The 17,191-nt window shown below is 71.0% G+C and carries 20 protein-coding genes and 1 tRNA gene; 13 read left to right on the forward strand and 8 right to left on the reverse strand.

The features are described 5' to 3' along the window. The first annotated feature begins 36 nt into the window (after window positions 1–36). Genes moaA through NYP07_RS08995 form a run of 3 tightly spaced genes read left to right on the forward strand, consistent with a single transcriptional unit; the run spans window position 37 to window position 2,214 of the window. Window positions 37–1,140 (forward strand): GTP 3',8-cyclase MoaA, encoded by a 1,104-nt coding sequence (gene moaA, locus NYP07_RS08985; protein ID WP_268149535.1) that lies wholly within the window; start codon window positions 37–39, stop codon window positions 1,138–1,140. Beyond that, complete coding sequence (gene mobA, locus NYP07_RS08990) at window positions 1,137–1,697, forward strand: molybdenum cofactor guanylyltransferase MobA (RefSeq protein WP_268149536.1); 561 nt, start codon at window positions 1,137–1,139, stop codon at window positions 1,695–1,697. The genes moaA and mobA overlap by 4 nt, the downstream gene beginning before the upstream one ends. Next, window positions 1,690–2,214, forward strand: a complete 525-nt coding sequence (locus tag NYP07_RS08995; RefSeq protein WP_268149537.1) for a GNAT family N-acetyltransferase — start codon at window positions 1,690–1,692, stop codon at window positions 2,212–2,214. The genes mobA and NYP07_RS08995 overlap by 8 nt, the downstream gene beginning before the upstream one ends. Here NYP07_RS08995 and NYP07_RS09000 read toward each other — a convergent pair. Then, entirely contained in the window at window positions 2,195–2,806 is a 612-nt protein-coding gene (locus NYP07_RS09000) for a YceI family protein (protein ID WP_268149538.1), read from the reverse strand. The two genes, NYP07_RS08995 and NYP07_RS09000, sit on opposite strands and share 20 nt — an antisense overlap. A gap of 120 nt (window positions 2,807–2,926) precedes the next feature. Here NYP07_RS09000 and NYP07_RS09005 point away from each other — a divergent pair, with 120 nt between their 5' ends. The 4 genes from NYP07_RS09005 (at window position 2,927) to NYP07_RS09020 (ending at window position 6,017) form a co-directional block, all read left to right on the forward strand. Further along, window positions 2,927–3,466 (forward strand): Mpo1 family 2-hydroxy fatty acid dioxygenase, encoded by a 540-nt coding sequence (locus NYP07_RS09005; protein ID WP_268149540.1) that lies wholly within the window; start codon window positions 2,927–2,929, stop codon window positions 3,464–3,466. Window positions 3,467–3,478: 12 nt separating this feature from the next. Next, a complete protein-coding gene (locus NYP07_RS09010; protein WP_268149542.1) occupies window positions 3,479–4,492 on the forward strand; it encodes a 2-dehydropantoate 2-reductase in 1,014 nt (337 codons plus the stop codon). Between the two features lie 219 nt (window positions 4,493–4,711). Next, entirely contained in the window at window positions 4,712–5,149 is a 438-nt protein-coding gene (locus NYP07_RS09015; protein ID WP_268149544.1) for a hypothetical protein, read from the forward strand. 106 nt (window positions 5,150–5,255) lie between these two features. Next, window positions 5,256–6,017 (forward strand): TerC family protein, encoded by a 762-nt coding sequence (locus NYP07_RS09020; RefSeq protein ID WP_268149546.1) that lies wholly within the window; start codon window positions 5,256–5,258, stop codon window positions 6,015–6,017. Here the strand turns inward: NYP07_RS09020 and NYP07_RS09025 are convergent. From NYP07_RS09025 to NYP07_RS09035, 3 genes are all read right to left on the reverse strand, one after another. Continuing rightward, complete coding sequence (locus NYP07_RS09025; protein WP_268149548.1) at window positions 6,014–6,703, reverse strand: DUF6445 family protein; 690 nt, start codon at window positions 6,701–6,703, stop codon at window positions 6,014–6,016. The two genes, NYP07_RS09020 and NYP07_RS09025, sit on opposite strands and share 4 nt — an antisense overlap. 288 nt (window positions 6,704–6,991) lie before the next feature. Continuing rightward, entirely contained in the window at window positions 6,992–7,594 is a 603-nt protein-coding gene (gene ureE / locus NYP07_RS09030; protein ID WP_268149550.1) for an urease accessory protein UreE, read from the reverse strand. A 150-nt stretch (window positions 7,595–7,744) separates the two neighbouring features. Beyond that, a complete protein-coding gene (locus NYP07_RS09035) occupies window positions 7,745–9,319 on the reverse strand; it encodes an amidase (RefSeq protein WP_268149552.1) in 1,575 nt (524 codons plus the stop codon). 73 nt (window positions 9,320–9,392) lie between these two features. On the opposite strand from NYP07_RS09035, the gene NYP07_RS09040 reads away from it, so the two are divergent. Genes NYP07_RS09040 through NYP07_RS09050 form a run of 3 tightly spaced genes read left to right on the forward strand, consistent with a single transcriptional unit; the run spans window position 9,393 to window position 10,831 of the window. Beyond that, window positions 9,393–9,617: an AbrB/MazE/SpoVT family DNA-binding domain-containing protein gene (locus tag NYP07_RS09040; RefSeq protein WP_132576143.1), complete on the forward strand. Its 225-nt coding sequence runs from the start codon at window positions 9,393–9,395 to the stop codon at window positions 9,615–9,617. Continuing rightward, window positions 9,614–10,012 carry a type II toxin-antitoxin system death-on-curing family toxin gene (locus NYP07_RS09045; RefSeq protein WP_268149556.1) on the forward strand — a complete coding sequence of 133 codons (399 nt, stop codon included), beginning with the start codon at window positions 9,614–9,616 and terminating at the stop codon, window positions 10,010–10,012. Before NYP07_RS09040 ends, NYP07_RS09045 begins: the two co-directional genes overlap by 4 nt. Before the next feature lie 9 nt (window positions 10,013–10,021). Beyond that, complete coding sequence (locus tag NYP07_RS09050; RefSeq protein WP_268149558.1) at window positions 10,022–10,831, forward strand: crotonase/enoyl-CoA hydratase family protein; 810 nt, start codon at window positions 10,022–10,024, stop codon at window positions 10,829–10,831. Between the two features lie 159 nt (window positions 10,832–10,990). On the opposite strand, the gene NYP07_RS09055 is transcribed toward NYP07_RS09050, so the two are convergent. After that, window positions 10,991–12,250 (reverse strand): cyclic di-GMP phosphodiesterase, encoded by a 1,260-nt coding sequence (locus tag NYP07_RS09055; RefSeq protein ID WP_268149560.1) that lies wholly within the window; start codon window positions 12,248–12,250, stop codon window positions 10,991–10,993. A gap of 182 nt (window positions 12,251–12,432) precedes the next feature. Between NYP07_RS09055 and NYP07_RS09060 the strand changes: the two genes are divergently transcribed. Together NYP07_RS09060 and NYP07_RS09065 are read left to right on the forward strand one after the other, a co-directional pair. Further along, on the forward strand, window positions 12,433–13,059 hold the full coding sequence (locus NYP07_RS09060) for a LysE family translocator (RefSeq protein ID WP_268149562.1): 627 nt from the start codon (window positions 12,433–12,435) through the stop codon (window positions 13,057–13,059). Window positions 13,060–13,146: 87 nt separating this feature from the next. Next, window positions 13,147–14,802: an oleate hydratase gene (locus NYP07_RS09065; RefSeq protein ID WP_268149564.1), complete on the forward strand. Its 1,656-nt coding sequence runs from the start codon at window positions 13,147–13,149 to the stop codon at window positions 14,800–14,802. Here NYP07_RS09065 and NYP07_RS09070 read toward each other — a convergent pair. Next, window positions 14,786–14,953 (reverse strand): hypothetical protein, encoded by a 168-nt coding sequence (locus tag NYP07_RS09070; protein WP_268149566.1) that lies wholly within the window; start codon window positions 14,951–14,953, stop codon window positions 14,786–14,788. The genes NYP07_RS09065 and NYP07_RS09070 overlap by 17 nt on opposite strands. A 437-nt stretch (window positions 14,954–15,390) precedes the next feature. Between NYP07_RS09070 and NYP07_RS09075 the strand changes: the two genes are divergently transcribed. Continuing rightward, complete coding sequence (locus NYP07_RS09075) at window positions 15,391–16,473, forward strand: hypothetical protein (RefSeq protein WP_268149567.1); 1,083 nt, start codon at window positions 15,391–15,393, stop codon at window positions 16,471–16,473. A gap of 4 nt (window positions 16,474–16,477) precedes the next feature. On the opposite strand, the gene NYP07_RS09080 is transcribed toward NYP07_RS09075, so the two are convergent. Next, window positions 16,478–17,068, reverse strand: coding sequence for a nitroreductase family protein (locus NYP07_RS09080; protein WP_268149569.1), 591 nt, complete (start codon window positions 17,066–17,068; stop codon window positions 16,478–16,480). A gap of 25 nt (window positions 17,069–17,093) precedes the next feature. Beyond that, window positions 17,094–17,189: transfer RNA gene (locus NYP07_RS09085), tRNA-Sec, on the reverse strand. Between the last annotated feature and the right edge of the window lie 2 nt (window positions 17,190–17,191).

The following is a 17,191-nucleotide window of genomic DNA, read 5'->3' on the forward strand; positions in this document are numbered from 1 at the left end:
GTGAACAGGCCCTGGTACCGCTGACACAATGCCGGCATGTCCGCCCGCGTGATCCCCCTGCACGACGCCCGCCCGCTGCGCGTGGCGCCGGCGGCCGTGGCCGGCCTCCCGCTGGGCGACGCGCTGGGCCGGCCGCTGCACGACCTGCGCATCTCGGTGACGGACCGTTGCAATTTCCGCTGCGGCTACTGCATGCCCAAGCAGGTCTTCGACAAGCACCACGAATTCCTGCCCCATGCCGACCTCCTCAGCTTTGAGGAGATCACGCGGCTGGCGCATGTCTTCGTCGGCCTGGGCGTCGAGAAGCTGCGCATCACCGGCGGCGAGCCGCTGCTGCGCCGCCACCTCGAAACGCTGATCGAGATGCTCGCGCAACTGCGCACGCCCGACGGCCGCGAGCTGGACCTGACGCTGACGACCAACGGCTCGCTGCTGGCCCGCAAGGCGGGCGCGCTGAAGGCCGCCGGCCTCAGGCGCCTGACGGTCAGCCTGGACGGACTGGACGACGCCGTCTTCCAGCGCATGAACGACGTCGGCTTCCCGGTCGCCGACGTGCTGGACGGCATCCGCGCCGCGCAGGCCGCGGGCCTCGGCCCGATCAAGGTCAACATGGTCGTGCAGCGCGGCGTCAACGACGGCCAGATCCTGGCGATGGCGCGGCATTTCAGGCACAGCGGCGTCGTGCTGCGCTTCATCGAATACATGGACGTCGGCGCCACCAACGGCTGGCGCATGGACCAGGTGCTGCCCAGCGCCGAGGTGCAGCGCCGCATTGCTGCCGAATGGCCGCTGGCGCCGCTGTCGCACAGCGCACCGGGCGAGACGGCCGAGCGCTGGGCCTATGCCGACGGCGGCGGCGAGATCGGCCTCATCTCGTCGGTCACCCAGGCCTTCTGCGGCGACTGCAACCGCGCGCGCCTGTCCACCGAAGGGCGGCTCTACACCTGCCTGTTCGCGACGCGCGGCCACGACCTGCGCGCGCTGCTGCGCGGCACCGCGCCGGTCGACGACGGCCAGCTCGCGGGCGCCGTCGCCGGCGTCTGGCAGGGCCGCAGCGACCGCTACTCGCAGCTGCGCGGCCAGGGCCAGTCGACACCTAACGGCGAACGCCGCGTCGAGATGCACTACATCGGCGGATGACCCTCATCCACGCCATCGTCCTCGCCGGCGGCCGCGGCAGCCGCATGGGCGGCGTGGACAAGGGCCTGCAGCTGCTGGACGGCCGCCCGCTGGCCGCCCATGTTATCGCCGGCCTCTCCCCCCAGGTCGACCGCGTGCGGGTCAGCGCCAATCGCAACCTCGACGCCTACGCCGCCCTCGGCCCCCCGGTGCTGGCCGACCCGCCCGGCCTCGAATTCGCGGGGCCGCTGGCCGGCATGCTGGCCGGGCTCCAAGCCATCCCTGGCGATGCCTGGCTGCTGACCGCTCCCTGCGACTGCCCGCGCCTGCCGCCCGACCTCGCCGTGCGCCTGCTCGAAGCCGCCGCGCCCCACGGCATCGCCTTTGCGCAGGCGGCGCGCGAGCACCCCACGCATGCGCTGCTGCACGCCCGCCTGCGCGAACCGCTGAGGGCCCATCTGGAGGCCGGCGGTCGGGCCGTGCTGCGCTGGATGCGCAGCCAGCCGCATGGCGTTGCACACTTCGACGACGAAGCCGCCTTCGCCAACTTCAACCACCTCGCCGACCTGAATGGCTGAACCCGACGTCCAGATCCGCGCCATGCTCGAACCCGACCTGCTCGGCTACAAGGCGCTGCGCGACGCGATGCTGGCCCGCCACCCCGACGCCTTCACATCCGACGCCGAGACCGAGGGCCTGCGCGACATCGCCAGCTACCGCAGCCGGCTCACCGGCGGCGCCACCCTCTTCACCCTCGTGGCGCTGGACGACGCCCACCTCGTCGGCGCCCTCACCTGCGAGCGCGAACCGCGCCGCAAGGTGCAGCACATCGCCCACCTGATCGGCATGATGGTGGCCGACAGCCACCGCGGCCGCGGCATCGGCCGGGCCCTGCTCGTCGCCGGCATCGAGCGCCTGCAGGCCACGCCCGGCCTGGCCCAGGTCACGCTCAGCGTGACGGCCGGCAACCGCGCCGCCGTCGGCCTCTACGAGAGCCAGGGCTTCGTGCGCTACGGCTGCCTGCCCGACGCCGTACGCCTGCCCGACGGCCGGCGGCTGGACAAGGCCCTGATGTTCAGGCGCCTGGACGGCTGAGTTCGAACTGAACCACCAGCGCGTCCTGCACCGCGAGCAGGCCGCCCAGCACCGCGAAGGGCTGGATGCCGAAGTCGCTCTGCCGGATGACGACCTCGCCGCGCGCGTGCCGGCCGTCCACGTCGACGACGAACCACTGCCGGCGCGTGACGCCGTGCAGCGAGATCTCGGCCTCGACCGCGCGCCGCGGCCCCTCGCCGAACTGCTGCAGCGTGCGCACGACGACCTCGGGGTGGGCCGCCGCGTCCAGCGCCTTCAGCAGGTTGGCGCGCGTGCCGGCGCGGGCCTCGTCGTCCACGGCGCTCGCGAACGCAGGCCCGAGGCCGGCCCGCAGCGCCGGCGGGTCGATCTCCAGCGCGTCGAGCCGGAAGGCCAGCACCGGGCCGGCCGCCGGCCAGTCCACGCGCAGGCCGGCCGCGCGCAGCACATGGTTGTGGCCCAGCCGCGCCGCCGTGCCGCCGCGGAACACCAGCACCTGCAGCGCACTGCCGCCTGCCGGCTCGGCCGCCGGTCGCGGTTCAGGCAGCGGGCCGGCACAGCCGGCCAGCAGGGCCAGGGCCGTCGCCAGCAGGCCGCGTCGCCGGCGCGACATCGATGGGGTCTGTACGCTCAAACTGCACGCTCATTCGCGGGTTGGATAGGAAGTGCACCGCGCCACAGCGCCGGGCTGGTCTAGCATAGCCATCACTCTCCCCCGCACGGAGCCCCGATCATGGCCAGCCTGTTCCGCCCCGCCCTCGACCTGATGGCGCAGTACGCCGCCTATCACCGCGACCGCCGCAACATCGCGACCCATTTCGTCGGCATCCCCCTCATCGTCTTCGCCGTCAGCGTGCTGTTCGCGCGCGCCGAGTTCACGGTCGGCGACACGCCGATGAACGCGGCCATCGTCGTCTGGGCCGTCACGGCCCTCTGGTACCTCACGCGCGGCAGCCTCGCTCTCGGCGCCGCCACGGCCATCGTCAACGGCGTGCTGACCGCGCTGGCCATGATGGCCGCCCAGGGCTCGACGGCGGGCTGGCTGCTCGTCGGCGTCGGCAGCTTCGTCGTCGGCTGGGTGTTCCAGTTCGTCGGCCACTACTACGAGGGCCGCAAGCCCGCCTTCGTCGACGACCTCGTCGGCCTGCTGGTCGGCCCGATGTTCGTCGTCGGCGAGGCCATGTTCATGCTGGGCTGGGGCCGGCGCCTGCTGGAAGAAATCGAGAAGCGCGTCGGACCAACGCATCTGCGTGACCTCGCCCACCCCGTTTGACCCCCTGACACGATGACCGGCGTTCTCGTCATGGGCGCCGGCTCGGTCGGCTGCTTCATTGGCGGGCTGACCCAGTTGGCCGGCGTGCCGGTGCACTTCGTCGGCCGCCCGCGCGTGCTGGCCGCGCTGCGCAAGCACGGCCTGCGCCTGACCGACCAGGACGGCCTGGACCGCCACATCCCGCCGCTGCAGCTGCGCCTGCACGACGAGCCGCCCGCCGGCCTCAAGCCGGACCTGGCGCTGCTGTGCGTGAAGTCCGGCGCCACCGCCGAGGCCGCCACGCCCCTGGGCCTGACGCTGCCCCAGGGCACGCCCGTCGTCAGCCTGCAGAACGGCATCGGCAACACCGACCTCGCGCGCGCCACCGCGCCCCAGCTGCACTGGCATGCCGGCATGGTGGCCTTCAACATCGCCGAGCTGGCGCCCGGCCACTACCACCGCGGCAGCGGCGGCGCGCTGGCGGCCGAGGCCAGCCCCGACGACACCGCCCTCGCCGCCTGGCAGACCGCGCTGGCGCGCGTCGGCATGGCGCTGGAGCTGCATGCCAACCTCGCGCCGGTGCAGTGGGGCAAGCTGCTGCTGAACCTGAACAACCCGGTCAACGCGCTGTCGGGCCGGCCGCTGCGCGACGAGCTGATGCAGCGCGGCTACCGGCGCGTGCTGGCCGCGCTGCAGCAAGAGGCGCTGGACCTGCTGGACGCCGCCCAACGCCCGGCAGCCCGGCTCACGCCGCTGCCGCCGCGCCGGCTGCTGGCCCTGCTGCGCATGCCCAACCTCGTCTTCCGCCTGGCCGCCGCGCGCATGCTGCGCATCGACGCCAAGGCCCGCTCCAGCATGGCGGACGACCTCGCCCAGGGCCGCGCGACCGAGATCGACGCACTCTGCGGCGAAGTCGTGCGCCTGGCCGGCAGCCTGCACCGCGGTGCGCCGCTGAACGCGCGCATGCAGGATCTCGTGCAGGCCTGGCCGCAACGCCGCCGGCCCTACACGCCCGACGAGCTGCTGGAAGCGCTGGGCTTGTCCTGAAGGGCCCCCCGTCCGCCAACGTTGCAGGGGTGACGAGCCTCATCCCCTAGGTTTCTGGGCTCAGCAAGTCGCCAGCCAATCCCGTCGCGGCCGGGCCGGCTTCGGCGCCCGTTTTGCCGCGCCGGTCTCAGGCCGCTCGCGGCACGCCGGGCACGCTCCAGACACTGCGCGCAGCCGCCGGCCAGCCGCCGGCGGCACCCCACGCAAGGAGCCATCACCATGAGTCTGAAGACAAGCCTGTGCGCCGCCGTCGCGGCGCTGTCCCTGTCCTTCCCCGCGCTGGCCCAGGAGTCCAGCTACACCCAGGGTTCGGTCTGGTTCTTCTCCAGCATCCAGGTCGAGCCGGGCCAGTTCGAGAACTACATGGACTACCTGAGCACGAACTGGAAGAAGGTGCAGGAGCTGGGCAAGAAGGAGGGCGTCGTCGTCTCGTACCACGTGCTGTCGGTGAACGCGCAGCGCACCGGCGAGCCCGACCTCATCCTCGCCGTCGAGTCCAAGGACTACCGCACCAAGGCGCAGGCCGAGGCTTTCCAGAAGAAGATCGAGGCCCTGCTCGCCGCGGACGCGCGCCAGCAGACGACTGCCTCCGGCCAGCGCGGCACGATGCGCAAGCTGCTGGGCAATATGGAGCTGCAGGAGCTGCTGCTGAAGTAGCCCACCGCGCGAACCCCACGGAAAACCGAAGCGACGTTCAGCCGCAGGCTGTCCGTGGCCGAGCAGGCGCTGGCGACAATGCCCGGCTCGCCACGGACGCCCCGACATGCTCGAACTGCTCGCCAACCCGCAGACCTGGATCGCCCTCGCGACGCTGACCGCGCTGGAGCTGGTGCTGGGCATCGACAACATCATCTTCATCAGCATCCTGGTGGACAAGCTGCCCAGGGCCCGCCAGGAGCTGGCGCGGCGCGTGGGCCTGTTCGCGGCGATGTTCATGCGCATCGGCCTGCTGCTGGTGCTGGCCTGGATCGTCGGCATGGTGGAGCCGCTGTTCACGCTGCCGGTCCTCGACCAGGGCATCTCGGGCCGGGACCTCATCCTCATCAGCGGCGGCCTGTTCCTGATCTGGAAGAGCACCGGCGAGATCCACGGTTCCCTCGAAGGCGAGGACGAGGCCCACGGCGGCGGCCAGGCCCGCGCGGCCTTCGGCGCCGTCATCCTGCAGATCATGGTCATCGACCTGGTGTTCTCGCTGGACTCCATCGTCACCGCCGTCGGCATGGTGGAGGACGTGCGCGTGATGATCGGCGCCGTCATCTGCTCGGTCGCGCTGATGATGCTGTTCGCCGGCCCCATCGGCCGCTTCGTGTCCGAACACCCCACCATCAAGATGCTGGCGCTGAGCTTCCTCGTCGTCGTCGGCGTCGTGCTGGTGGCCGAGGGCTTCGGCCACCATGTGCCCAAGGGCTATATCTACTTCGCGATGGCCTTCTCTCTGGCCGTCGAGACGATGAACATCAAGATGCGCAGGAAGGCCGCGAGCAAGGTCGTGCTGCGCCAGCAGATTCCGGGTGGCGAGGACTAACGCGCCATCCAGAAGAACACCGCCGTCATGCGGCGCTCGGCCGGCGCCTCGCCGACATAGGCCGAGGCGCTGTGGATCAGGTCGGCGCGGTAGAGCAGCAGGCGGTTGAAGCGCGCATCCACCGCCACGTCAGGCACGAACAGGCCGTTGGGCACGAAGCGCGTGCCGAAGGCTTCCACCAGGTTCGCGAAGCGCGACGGCACGCAGTTACCGCCCGGCTGGCCATCCGGATGAACCACGCGGAAGAAGGACGTGCCGGCATGAGCCGGGATATCCGGCGACAGATAGAGCACCGCCGCATAGGTGCACAGCGCGCGCGAATCGGTGTGCGGCTTGACCCGGCCCTCGCCCAGGCCCACCAGCTGCACGCAGTTGTGGTTGATGCGGTCGGCGACGCCCACCTGGGGCGCATAGACCTTTCTGGTGCCGGTCTGCTTCAGCATCCAGCGCTCCAGCGGCGCCAGTTCGTCTTCCGTCAGCCCGGGCTGCAGGCGCATGCCCGGCCAGCTCTCGGCCCGATGCGGCGCACCCAGCACCCAGCCCTCGGCGGCCAGCGCGCGCTCGCGCACGGCCATCGGGTCGGGCAGGGCGTCGTCCAGCACCCAGTAGTCGCGGCCGAGTTGGGGCTCGCGGTAGACGAGGCGATTCAGCTTCGGGGCCGGCGAGGGATGGGGCGGGTTCATCATGGGCTGGGAGTCTAGTGAGCGTCCCGACCGGCAGCGAGTGTCCGGGGACGGCCTGTTTCACTGCCCCGGCGCGGGCCTGCACAAGTTCGGGCCGGTTCGGCAGCCGGTCGCCGGCTGCGCCGGTTACTAGAGGTTGAGAGTTTTTCGGCCGTGCCCGAAAGGCGCGTCAAAACGCCCCCGATCCAGGCGCAAAGCACAGCCATGGCTCGGGCTATGGCGAGCATTTGCAACGACGAGCGGGGGTGTTTTGGCGGGCAAGACGGCCATGAATGAAAGACTCTCAAGCTCTCAGTGCTTGTGCTCATGGCCGTGGCCGCAGCCAGGGCCGTGCACATGGCCTTCGTCGTGCGCCTTGACCGGGATGACCAGCGGCTTGCGCGCGGGCGCGGCATGCGCGTGGTGGTCATGGCCATGATCGTGGTGGCCGTGGCCGGCGCCTTCGCCATGGGCCCCGCCCTCGGGCTCGAAGGCCGCCTGCGCCTCGGTCACGACGAGGTGCTGGCGGCGCAGCATGTCGGCCAGCACGGCGTCGGGCTCGAACTGCAGCAGTTCGGGCTGCAGCTCCAGCGGCACCTGGCGCCTGCCGAGGTGGTAGGCGGCGCGCAGCAGGTCAAATGGATGGCCGTGCTCGGCACAGATGCGCACCTGCAGCACCGGCTGCGCCGCGGCGATGACGCGCAGCAGCGTGCCGTCCTCGGCGATCAGCACGTCGCCGCCGCGCAGCGTCGTGCCGCGCGGCAGCACGACGCCGATCTCGCGGCCGCTGGAGTCGGTGGCGGAGAAGCGGCTCTTGCTGCGCGTGTCCCAGTCGAGTTCGAGCGTGGGTGCGCGCCTGACGAGGACGGCGGCGAGGCCGGCGCCGCCGGCGATGCGTTTGGTGGCGTGGATCATGGGTTCACAGTGTGCCCGAGGCGCATTTCGCGGGCCGAGCGCCGGGCCGCTCCCAAGCCGGCCCGCCAGGGCGATGTGCTTGCCGGTCGAACCGGCAAGCATCGTCGTCCCCTCGGGGGACCGGCCAAGGCGCGCCTTGGACGAGGGGCTTCAAATTGCTGTGGGCTTGAATTGGGGTTCGCGGCGCAGCCGGGTGCGCTGCTCGTAGTCTGCGGCAAGGGCCAGCAGTGTCGCGTCGGTCCACGCGGTGCCGAAGAAACTCAGGCCCACCGGCAGCCCGCTGACCTGGCCCATGGGCACGGTCACATGCGGATAGCCGGCCACGGCGGCCGGCGTGGTCGCCGCGGGCGCGGTGTCCTGGTCGCCCTTGACGTTGTCGGTGAGCCAGGCGGGGCCGGAAGTCGGCGCGACGATGGCGTCCAGCCTGTGCCGCTTCAGCATCGCGTCGATGCCCTGGGCACGCGCGGCGCGCCGGGCCGCGGCGTGGGCCTTCAGGTATTTGGGCGCCTTGATGCCGCCCGCCTGGACGGACGCGACCGCGGCCTCGAACCATTCCTGGCCGAACAGGGCCAGGGTCTCGGGGTGGGCCCGGTTGAAGGCGACGAGGTCGGCCAGGGTCTTGAACGGGCCGGCGGGCGCGAAGTCCCGCAGATAGTCGGCCATGCCCGGTGCCATCTCGGTGACCAGCACGTCCATCTCGTCCGCGCCCATCGCGGGCAGCTGCGGCAGCGGCGCGCGCACCAGCGTCGCGCCGGCGGCCTCCAGCACCTGCAGCGCGGCGTCGAACAGCGCGACGGTGGCGCGGCCATGGCCCTCGACGAGGTTGGTGGCCACGCCCAGGCGCCGGCCCTTCAGCGCGCCGGGCGCCGGCTTCAGCAGCGCGTCACGGTCGAAGCGGCCCTGCTGCGCGCGGGTGGCGGGATCGGCTGGGTCCGCGCCGGCCAGTGCCCACAGCAGCAGCGCCGCGTCGGCCACGCTGCGGCACATCGGGCCGGCCGTGTCCTGCGAGAACGCGATGGGCACGATGCCGTGGCGCGACACCAGGCCCAGCGTCGGCTTCACGCCCACCAGGCCCTGCACCGCGGCGGGCGATGTGACGGAGCCGTCGGTCTCCGTGCCCACGCCCAGCAGCGCGAGGTTGGCGGCCAGCGCGGCGCCGGTGCCGGAGGAGGAGCCGCTGGGCGAGCGGTCCAGCGCATAGGGGTTGAGCGTCTGGCCGCCGCGCGAGCTCCAGCCGCTGACCGAGGCCTTGCCGCGGGCATTGGCCCACTCCGACAGATTGGTCTTGCCGAGGATGACGGCGCCCGCCTCGCGCAGCCGCACCACCAGCGTCGCGTCGCGCGCCACGGGCACGCCGGCCAGTGCGATGGAGCCGGCCGTGTTGGACATGCGGTCGTGCGTCGCGATGTTGTCCTTCAGCAGCACCGGCAGGCCGTGCAGCGGGCCGCGCAGCCTGCCGGCGGCGCGCTCGGCATCGCGCTCGGCGGCAAGGCCTTCAGCATCCGGGTTGAGTTCGATGACGCTGTTCAGCTTTGGCCCCGCGCGGTCGACAGCGGCGATGCGGGCGAGGTAGGCCTGCGTCAGCGCCAGCGACGTGAGCCGCTCCTCGGCCATCTCGCGGCTGGCCTCGGCAGCGCTCAGCTCGGACCAGCGGAAATCCGCGACGGCCAGTGCTGCGGAGGCCGAGAGCGCCGGCGCGGCGCTGAGGAAGTTGCGGCGTTTCATGTCGAGGGCACTCCTGGCTTGTGGTCGGCAAGGGCGGCAGCTAGTATTACAGACGTTATAACGGAATCAACCCATGAGCGCACTCAAACTGACCCAGATCGGCAACTCGGTGGGCGTCATCCTGCCCAAGGAGGTATTGGCGCGCTTGAAGGTGGAAAAGGGGGATGTGCTCTACCTCTCCGAAGCCGTCAATGGCGTGCTGCTGACGCCCTACAGCCCCGAATTCGAAGAGCAGATGGACGCGGCACGCGACATCATGAAGAAGCGCCGTGCCGTGCTGCACGAGCTGGCCAAGTGAGCGGGCCGCCGCGCCAGTGGCGCTGGCTCAATGCCGACGTGCTGCAGGCCGTGCACCTGGAGCAGCTCGCCGAACACGGCGGCGCGCCCGGTACGCGTGACGAAGGCCTGTTCGAGTCCGCCCTCGCCCGCCCGCAGAACCTGGCCTTGTACGGCGAGCCCGACGCCTTCGATCTCGCCGCCGCCTATGCCGTGGGCCTGGCCAAGAACCACCCCTTCATCGACGGCAACAAGCGCACCGCCTATGTCGCGATGGAACTCTTCCTCGTGCTGAACGGCTTCGAGCTGGCGGCCGACGATGCCAGCGCCACGCTGACCATGCTCTCCGTCGCCGCTGGCGACAGCGACGAACTCCGGCTTGCGCAATGGCTGCGCGAGCACACCGCCCCACGCTGAACCCCCACCATGCAACTCGAAACCCTGAATGTCTCCCTCCAGGACCACATCGCCACCGTGCGCCTGAACCGGCCCGACAAGGCCAACGCGATGAACGCGGCCATGTGGCAGGACATCCGCCGCGCCTTCGACTGGGTGGACGCCCAGCCCGAGGCGCGCGTGGCCGTGCTGGAGGGCGAAGGCAGGCACTTCACCGCCGGCATCGACCTCTCGATGATGATGGGCCTCGCCCCGCAGATCCAGGACCCCTGCGACGGCCGCACGCGCGAGGCGCTGCGCCGCGTCATCCTCGACATGCAGGACACGCTGACCAGCCTGGAGCGCTGCCGCAAGCCCGTGCTCGCGGCCATCCACGGCGCCTGCGTCGGCGGCGGCATCGACCTGATCTGCGCCGCCGACATGCGCTACTGCAGCGCCGACGCCTATTTCTCGATCAAGGAGATCGACATCGGCATGGTGGCCGACGTCGGCACGCTGCAGCGCCTGCCCAAGATCGTCGGCTCGCAGGGCCTGGTGCGCGAGCTGGCCTACACGGGCCGCCGCGTCGAGGCCGCCGAGGCGCGCGAGATCGGCCTCGTCAACCGCGTGTTCGACGGCCGCGAGGCGCTGCAGGCCGGCGTGCACGAAGTCGCCGCGGCCATCGCGGGCAAGTCGCCGCTGTCCATCCGCGGCACCAAGGAGATGCTGAACTACGCCCGCGACCACTCGGTGGCCGATGGCCTCAACTACATCGCGACCTGGAACGCGGCGATGCTGATGAGCGAAGACCTGACCCAGGCCATGATGGCGGGCAAGGCGACGCCGAGCTTCCGGGACTGACGCACGGCCCGGCACCCGGCTGCCCCACGACGCCGCGCCGACGGTCATCGACCTGCACAGGCCGTGGACGCTCAGCGCCAGGGTAGCGCCGGGCGCGCAGCCTGAAGCGCAAGTGATAACAAGGCGCGAAGCCGCAGACAGTGCTTCAGACGTTTCATTTCAGCGGGCCTGCTGCGCGTCGAAGTAATAGGCCTGGCGCTTGCGGGGCGAGAGGTAGTCGTACACCGGCTGGGGCAGTTGCTGGGGCTTCAGCGTGCGGGCAATGCTGACGTCGGGCTCCAGCTCCAGCTCGACCAGCACGGCGCTCTCCTTGGGCACGCTCGGGTCGTAGACCAGCACGGTGGGCTTGAGCGGCCGGCTGCTGTTGACCGAGGTGACGATGCCCATGGAGTCGTTGGACAGCACGACCAGCGTGCCGGGCGGATAGACGCCCATGCAGCGCACGAAGGTGGACAGCGCCGTGGCGTCGTAGCGCGAGCGCTGCTGCGCATACAGCACCGACAGCGCCTCGTGCGGCGTGAGCGCCTGGGCGAGGTTGTTGGGGTTGCAGAGGTTGTCGTAGGCGTTCACCAGGCCCACCATGCGCGCCAGCATCGAGATGGCCTGGCCCTGCAGGCCCTTGGGGTAGCCGCTGCCGTCCATATGCTCGTGATGCTGGGCAATGATGCTCGTCGCCTCGCCCGACAGGCCCAGCTTGCGCGCGATGTCCACGCCATAGGCGCAATGCTGCTGGAACAGGCTGCGCTCCGGCTTGCTCATCGCGTCCTGCTTGCGCACCAGCGAGTCGGGCAGCTCCAGCTTGCCGATGTCGTGGAACAGCGCGCCCACGCCCATCACGCGGATCGCCTCGGGCGGCGCCTTCAGCTCCTTGGCCAGCATCATCGCCAGCAGCGTGACGTTCAGCGCGTGGTGATAGGTCTCCTCGCTGCCGATCTTGTCCTTCATCAGGTTGATGGCGACATCCGCATCCGTGAGCATCGAGTCGGCCATGGCCTTGATCAGGGCCAGCCCCTCCTCGCGCGCCTGTTCGGGCCGCGCGAACACGTTCTGCGTCATCGCCTTGAGCGCCCGCACCGCCGACAGGAATTCGCGCTCGCAGGCCGCCGCGCGCTGCTGCTGCGCCAGCAGCCGCTCGATGCGGGCGCGCTTGGCCGCATAGGCCGCGTCGTCGCCCGGCGAGTGCGCCGGTGCCGGCGCCTCGGCCGGCAGCGCCAGCGGCTGCGCGTCGCTCTTGGCCGGCGAATAGCGGATGCGCTCCAGGCCCAGCGACTGCAGCGTCTCGATCTGCTCCAGGCTCTTGATCTTGAAGCTCGAGAACGTGAACGGATGCTGCGTCCACGGCAGATCGAGGTGCACATGCAGCCCGATCAGCAGTTGCGCGGGCGAGATAAAGGCGTCGTCGCTCATGACCATCGTCATCACCAGGGATGACGGATTCTGACCGCAGCTTCCGCTGCGCGGCCCCTCGCGGCCGAGGTCGGCGCCGCTGGCAAGTCATGGCCCATGCGCCGCGCCGCCAGCGCCACCCGCAGTGGCGCAGCATGAGCAGCGGGCGGGGCGCCAAGGCGGCCAAACGTACGGGCGGCGGCTAGCATCGCGCCATGCTCAGCCTGTCACAAGCCCTCGCCTTCCTCGCCGCCGCCCTCGTGCTGACCGCCACGCCGGGGCCGGACAACCTGATGGTGCTCGGCATGGGCATGTCGCGCGGGCGGCGCGCCGGCATGGCCTTCGGGTTGGGCTGCGCATTGGGCTGTCTCAGCCACACGCTGCTGGCCGTGGTGGGCGTGAGCGCGCTGGTGGCGGCGTCGCCGCTGGCCTTCGGCCTGCTCAAGGCCGTGGGCGGGGCCTATCTCGTGTGGATGGGCGTGCAGGCCTGGCGGCATGCGGGCCGGGCCCGGGTGGACGGGGTGGCGGGCAACGGCGCCTCGCTGCGCCAGCTGTTCGCGAAGGGGCTGGTGGCCAATGCCATCAACCCCAAGGTGGTGCTGTTCTTCCTGGCCTTCCTGCCGCAGTTCGTCATCGCCCAGCAGGGCGCGGTGCCGGTGCAGCTGGGGCTGCTGGGCCTGATCTTCACCGCGCAGGCGGCCCTGCTGTTCGGGCTGCTGGGCTGGTTCTCGGGCAGCGTGGGCGCCTGGCTGAACCGCCGGCCGGCGGTCGGTCCCTGGCTGGACCGGCTCGCCGGCACGGTCTTCGTCGGCCTGGGACTGCGCATGATCGTCACGCGCTGAGCCTTTGACGGGGATCAGGGCCGGCGCGGCCGCCGCGGCCTAGAGTGGCTGCACGACGGACTCCCCGCGGCACCGGCCGCGCTTCCCATGCTCGACCCCAAGAACGCCGACGTCTGGCTCGTCGGCGGCGGCATCGCCTCGATGGCCGCGGCCAGCTTCCTGATCCGCGACGCCGGCATGCCCGGCGCCCGCATCCACATCCTCGAAGAGCTCGGCATCGCCGGTGGCTGCCTGGACGGCGGCGCCTCGCCCACGCAGGCCGGCTACGTCACGCGCGGCGGGCGCATGCTGTGCGAGGAGGTCTACCAGTGCCTGTGGAACCTGCTGGACGGCATCCCGTCGCTGGAGAAGCCGGGGATGTCGGTGCGGCAGGAGATCGCGGCCTTCAACGAACAGGTGCGCACCGAGGCCCATGCCCGGCTGATCGGCCAGGGGCCGCGCATCCTCGACGCCCGCCACTACGGCCTGGACGGCCGCGACCGCGCCGAGCTCACGCGGCTGCTGGCCACGCCCGAAGGCCTGCTGGGCGCGCGCCGCATCGACGAACTCTTCTCGGCGCACTTCTTCCGGAGCAACTTCTGGCAGATGTGGCGCACCACCTTCGCCTTCCAGAACTGGCACAGCGCCATCGAGTTGCGGCGCTATTTCCTGCGCTTCCTGCAGGAGTTCCCGCGCATGCACACGCTGGCCGGGGTGCGCCGCACACCCTACAACCAGTACGACTCCATCGCGGTGCCGCTGCAGCGCTGGCTGCTGGCCCAGGGCGTGGACGTGCGCTTCGGCCACCGCGTGACCGACATCGATTTCGACCAGCGCGACCCCGCCCGCCGCCGCGCCACGCAGTTGCATGTGCAGACGGCCCGGGGCCGGCAGACGCTGGCGCTGGCCGCCGGCGACGCCTGCTTCGTCACGCTGGGCTCCATCACCGCCGACGCCAGCTATGGCAGCAACAGCCAGGCCCCGGCCCTGATCCGCGACCGCCGCGACGGCGCCTGGTCGCTGTGGGAGACGCTGGCCCGCAAGGCCGACGACTTCGGCCGCCCGCAGACCTTCTTCAACATGGACGACAACAAATGGGAGTCCTTCACGCTGACGATGCACGGCCGCACGCTGCTGGACCGCCTCATCGCCTTCGGCGGCAACCCGCCCGGCACCGGCGCGCTGATGACGCTGGTGGACTCCAGCTGGCTGATGTCCCTGGTCGTGCCCCACCAGCCGCATTTCCCCGCCATGCCGGCCGACACCTACACGGCCTGGGGCTATGGCCTATTCATCGACGCGCCGGGCAACCATGTGGCCAAGCCCATGGCCCAGTGCGGCGGCCACGAGATCCTGGACGAGCTGCTGCACCACCTGGGCTTGGCCGACATCCGCGACGCGGCGCTGGCCAGCACCGACGTGACGCCGGTGATGCTGCCCTATGGCTCGGCCATGTTCGCGCCGCGCAAGCCGGCCGACCGGCCCAAGGTGCTGCCGGTGGGCACGGCCAACTTCGCCTTCCTGGGCCAGCATGTGGAGCTGCCGGACGACACGGTCTACACGGTCGAATACTCGGTGCATGGCGCGATGCAAGCGGTGTACCGGCTGTTCGGCGTGGACAAGCCCATCCCGCCGATCTACCAGGGCCTGCACGACCCGCGCGTCGGGCTGGAAGCGCTGACCGCGGCCTTCGGCCTCGAAGATCAAGCAGCCGTGCGAGCGACCCGGCCGGCGCTCCGGCCGGGCATCACCTGCAGCCCCTGAGCAGCCACCACAGCGCGATCGCCCCCGCGGCCACCAGGGCCGACAGGCCGGCGCCGTCCCAGCCGTGCAGGTGCAATGCGGGCGCGCCCTGGCCGTCGTGGGCCAGGGCCGAGGCGCCGATCAGGGGCAGCAGCAAAAGCGTCTTGCGCATGATGATGAAGGCTCGGGCAATGGGGTTGATGAACGGTGACGAGCCTGCCGCCGTCGGGTAAGGCGGCTTCGGTCAGTTCCATCTCGCTTCGCCCGGTATTTTTCAGCCGGCCCGAACGGCCCATGGAGCCGGGCGAACCCGGAGTGTCAATTCCATCTCGCTTCGCCCGATATTTTTCAGGCGGCCCGCGGCCCGCCGAGAACGCCTGCCTCCACAGCACTGCACGAACCGCGCCAACCCGGCCGCGGGCGACGAGATCGGCACAGGCGAACGTTTCAAGCTCAGGCCCGGGTGTCGACCGCCTTGACAGTCCGGCGCCTTCTGCGCGCGGGTCCAGGAAAAGATCCAGCAAATCAGATACTTGGTCGACTGGACCAGATATTGCTGCAGGCAACGGGCCATTTGATCATTCGTGCGCAGTCCATCAGGAGGCCACCATGACCCGTCGTTTCCCCCGGCTTCACCTCGCCGGCCTGGGCCTGCTGCTGGCCAGCGGCGGCGCCGGTGCCGCCGTGACCTTCTCGACCTTCATCCCGTCGAGCGCCATCAACGCCGCGCTGGGCCAGAACAACACCATCGGCATCACCTATGCCGGCGACAAATTCGTCGGCAGCGTCTATGTCGGCACCAACAATCTGCAGCTCTACCAGAGCGACCTGGGCGGTGGCAGCGTGCAGAAATTCGGCGCCCCGCTGCCGACGGGCGGCGGCGAGCCCGTGCTGGCGTCGGGCCTGGGCCAGGCCGGGTTTGCCGCCGGCGCCATCTACGCCTCCGGCGCCGACAGCAGGATCTACCGCTACGCGTCCGGCGGCGGCGCCCCGGTGCTGTTCGGCAGCACGGACGACGGCTCGGCCGTGCGCCAGATCTTCTTCGACCCCGGCTCCAATTTCGGCGGCAGGATGCTCGTGACGACGACCACCGGCCACATCCTGAGCTACGACGCCGGCGGCACGCGCACGCTGATCGCCAGCGTCGGCGAAGACACCGAGGGCATGGACATCGCGTCCAGCCACTACGGCAAGTACGCCGGCCAGTTGCTGGTGGCTTCCGAAGGCTCGGGCCTGATCCGCGCGATCAAGGCCGACGGCACCGTGACGGTGCTGCAGCTGCGCGACACGAGCGGCAACGCCACCCGGATTTCGCTGGCCGAGACGGTCAGCACCGTGCCGCTGGACCTCGGCCTGTCGGGCAACCCGCTGGAGGGCTTCTACGTCGCCAACTACGCCACCGACGTGCAGAAGGCCGGCGCGGGCCAGTTCGCCGGCCTGCTGGGCGACACCATCGTGACCAGCGAGTTCGGCGCCAACTCGCCGCTGTGGGATCTGCACTACAACGGCGACCTGCTGGACACCTTCACCGTCACCCAGGTGGGCACGCTGCCCGGCCAGTCCGAGGACGGCATCTTCGTGACGGCCCAGCGCATCAAGGACGTGAACAACACCGTGCCCGAGCCGACCGCCCTGGTCGCCGCCGGGCTGCTGGCCCTGGGCTGGGCGAGCCGACGCCGGCGCGGCCGCTGAACGCTCAGCCGTGCCGGGCGCCCCCGGTCCAGGCCACCAGCACCTCGGCCGGCCCCGGCTTGCGCGCCGGCCCGGCCGGGCGGCGCGCGGGCGTGCCGAGTGCGATCCAGCCGAGCAGCGTCTCGCCGGGCTCGCAGAAGGCCGCCGCGATGGCCGGGTTGCGCACCTTGGCGCCGCTGAGCATCTTGCCGCCAAAGCCCAGCAGATGCGCCGCCGTCAGGAAGTTGCTGATGGCGCCGCCGACGGCCGCCCACTGCTCGTGGGCCGGCACCTGCGGGTGGCCGGCGTCGATGCGGGCGACGACGGCCACCGTGAGCGGCGGCCGCAGCGCGCGCTCGGCGTCCAGCGCCGCGCCCTCCTCGCCCTTGCCGGCGGCGCGGGCCGCGTCCGCGAACAGTGCGGCCATGCCCTCTTTTGCGGCGCCGCGTACCAGCTTGAACCGGTAAGGCACTAACTCGGCGTGGTCGGGCGCGCGCAGCGCGGCCTGAGTCATCAGCGCGAGCTGCTCGTCGCTCGGCCCGGGTTCGACCAGATGCCTGGGGCCGACCGAGTAGCGCCCCAGCAGGGCCTGCAATGCGATGTGTTCGGGCGTCATGCCGCGAGTGTGCAGCAGCCGTCAGTGGCGGAAAGAGGAGGGAGTCGAACCCACCCGGCGGCGCGTGGCGCCACCCACCGGGTTTGAAGCCCGGCCGACACACCGGTGTCGTTCTCTTTCCAT

This window comes from Pelomonas aquatica, from assembly GCF_026712205.1.
Lineage (GTDB): Bacteria > Pseudomonadota > Gammaproteobacteria > Burkholderiales > Burkholderiaceae_C > Pelomonas > Pelomonas aquatica.

What these genes read in the sequence shown, in the direction of transcription:
- moaA (WP_268149535.1), top strand. Translation starts at nt 37, where the DNA reads ATGTCCGCCCGCGTGATCCCCCTGCACGACGCCCGCCCGCTGCGCGTG.
- mobA (WP_268149536.1), top strand. Translation starts at nt 1,137, where the DNA reads ATGACCCTCATCCACGCCATCGTCCTCGCCGGCGGCCGCGGCAGCCGC.
- NYP07_RS08995 (WP_268149537.1), top strand. Translation starts at nt 1,690, where the DNA reads ATGGCTGAACCCGACGTCCAGATCCGCGCCATGCTCGAACCCGACCTG.
- NYP07_RS09000 (WP_268149538.1), bottom strand. Translation starts at nt 2,806, where the DNA reads ATGTCGCGCCGGCGACGCGGCCTGCTGGCGACGGCCCTGGCCCTGCTG.
- NYP07_RS09005 (WP_268149540.1), top strand. Translation starts at nt 2,927, where the DNA reads ATGGCCAGCCTGTTCCGCCCCGCCCTCGACCTGATGGCGCAGTACGCC.
- NYP07_RS09010 (WP_268149542.1), top strand. Translation starts at nt 3,479, where the DNA reads ATGACCGGCGTTCTCGTCATGGGCGCCGGCTCGGTCGGCTGCTTCATT.
- NYP07_RS09015 (WP_268149544.1), top strand. Translation starts at nt 4,712, where the DNA reads ATGAGTCTGAAGACAAGCCTGTGCGCCGCCGTCGCGGCGCTGTCCCTG.
- NYP07_RS09020 (WP_268149546.1), top strand. Translation starts at nt 5,256, where the DNA reads ATGCTCGAACTGCTCGCCAACCCGCAGACCTGGATCGCCCTCGCGACG.
- NYP07_RS09025 (WP_268149548.1), bottom strand. Translation starts at nt 6,703, where the DNA reads ATGATGAACCCGCCCCATCCCTCGCCGGCCCCGAAGCTGAATCGCCTC.
- ureE (WP_268149550.1), bottom strand. Translation starts at nt 7,594, where the DNA reads ATGATCCACGCCACCAAACGCATCGCCGGCGGCGCCGGCCTCGCCGCC.
- NYP07_RS09035 (WP_268149552.1), bottom strand. Translation starts at nt 9,319, where the DNA reads ATGAAACGCCGCAACTTCCTCAGCGCCGCGCCGGCGCTCTCGGCCTCC.
- NYP07_RS09040 (WP_132576143.1), top strand. Translation starts at nt 9,393, where the DNA reads ATGAGCGCACTCAAACTGACCCAGATCGGCAACTCGGTGGGCGTCATC.
- NYP07_RS09050 (WP_268149558.1), top strand. Translation starts at nt 10,022, where the DNA reads ATGCAACTCGAAACCCTGAATGTCTCCCTCCAGGACCACATCGCCACC.
- NYP07_RS09055 (WP_268149560.1), bottom strand. Translation starts at nt 12,250, where the DNA reads ATGACGATGGTCATGAGCGACGACGCCTTTATCTCGCCCGCGCAACTG.
- NYP07_RS09060 (WP_268149562.1), top strand. Translation starts at nt 12,433, where the DNA reads ATGCTCAGCCTGTCACAAGCCCTCGCCTTCCTCGCCGCCGCCCTCGTG.
- NYP07_RS09065 (WP_268149564.1), top strand. Translation starts at nt 13,147, where the DNA reads ATGCTCGACCCCAAGAACGCCGACGTCTGGCTCGTCGGCGGCGGCATC.
- NYP07_RS09070 (WP_268149566.1), bottom strand. Translation starts at nt 14,953, where the DNA reads ATGCGCAAGACGCTTTTGCTGCTGCCCCTGATCGGCGCCTCGGCCCTG.
- NYP07_RS09075 (WP_268149567.1), top strand. Translation starts at nt 15,391, where the DNA reads ATGACCCGTCGTTTCCCCCGGCTTCACCTCGCCGGCCTGGGCCTGCTG.
- NYP07_RS09080 (WP_268149569.1), bottom strand. Translation starts at nt 17,068, where the DNA reads ATGACGCCCGAACACATCGCATTGCAGGCCCTGCTGGGGCGCTACTCG.